The sequence below is a fragment of the Pelomicrobium sp. G1 genome, assembly GCF_051905455.1.
GTDB lineage: Bacteria > Pseudomonadota > Gammaproteobacteria > Burkholderiales > UBA6910 > Pelomicrobium.
Genome location: NZ_JBQACR010000249.1, coordinates 1 through 306, shown reverse-complemented (window position 1 = coordinate 306; position 306 = coordinate 1). Strand labels below are relative to the sequence as shown.

Genomic DNA, 306 nt, shown 5'->3' with positions numbered 1-306 from the left:
GACATGCACACGTTAGCCGTCACCTATGACGGGAAATACGTGGTAGGCGTGTTCAGCGGTTACCAGAAAACCGCATCGGGCATTGTCATCATGGACACCAGGACGGACGAGGTGCTGGGTATCCTGCCAAGCGTGGGCGGCCACCACGACTGCGTGATCGTGCCGAAGACCCTGGAGGATCTCCGCTGTAGCCGATGCACGACCACGTGACTTGAGGCGCATCCTCCATGCCGTGGGACAGCGCCAACTCACGGCCCTCACCAGCCCGCGCTCGGCCGGCATCCCTTGCGTACCGGTGCGCGGGCC

The 306-nt window shown here is 63.7% G+C and carries 1 pseudogene; it reads left to right on the top strand.

Annotated elements, in window-relative coordinates:
• A pseudogene (locus ACTFO6_RS18380) lies at positions 1–210 on the top strand (YncE family protein); the annotation flags it as partial.
• Positions 211–306 lie beyond the last annotated feature (96 nt).